Source organism: Streptomyces sp. P9(2023), from assembly GCF_032436795.1.
GTDB lineage: Bacteria > Actinomycetota > Actinomycetes > Streptomycetales > Streptomycetaceae > Streptomyces.
Map to the genome: position 1 here is coordinate 1 of NZ_JAUPWM010000622.1, position 258 is coordinate 258.

Sequence of the window (258 nt, forward strand, 5' to 3'; positions counted from 1 at the left end):
GCATGCACCGAGCTGCAGCATAGTAATAAGAAGCTTAGCCAAAGTTTTTTCATATTGTTCTTCCTTTTATCTTAATGCAGCTTTCCAAGCGGGATCTTGCAAAAGTTGGCTCAATACTTGTTCGGTTAAAATACGTAACTCTCGTTCAACTGCAGCTAAATCTACTTTAAAAGGCGCTGTGTAGCTGCTATCACCCGCATAAGATTTGCTAAAGGTGCCATTATCACTTTGAATAAAAATGGTTAGCGCAACCTGATT

1 protein-coding gene is annotated in these 258 nt (G+C 39.5%); it reads right to left on the reverse strand.

Features of this window, described 5'->3' with window-relative positions:
• Positions 1–66: 66 nt before the first annotated feature.
• On the reverse strand, positions 67–258 hold a 192-nt coding region (locus Q5762_RS38925), incomplete at its 5' end, for a YajG family lipoprotein (RefSeq protein ID WP_315897042.1).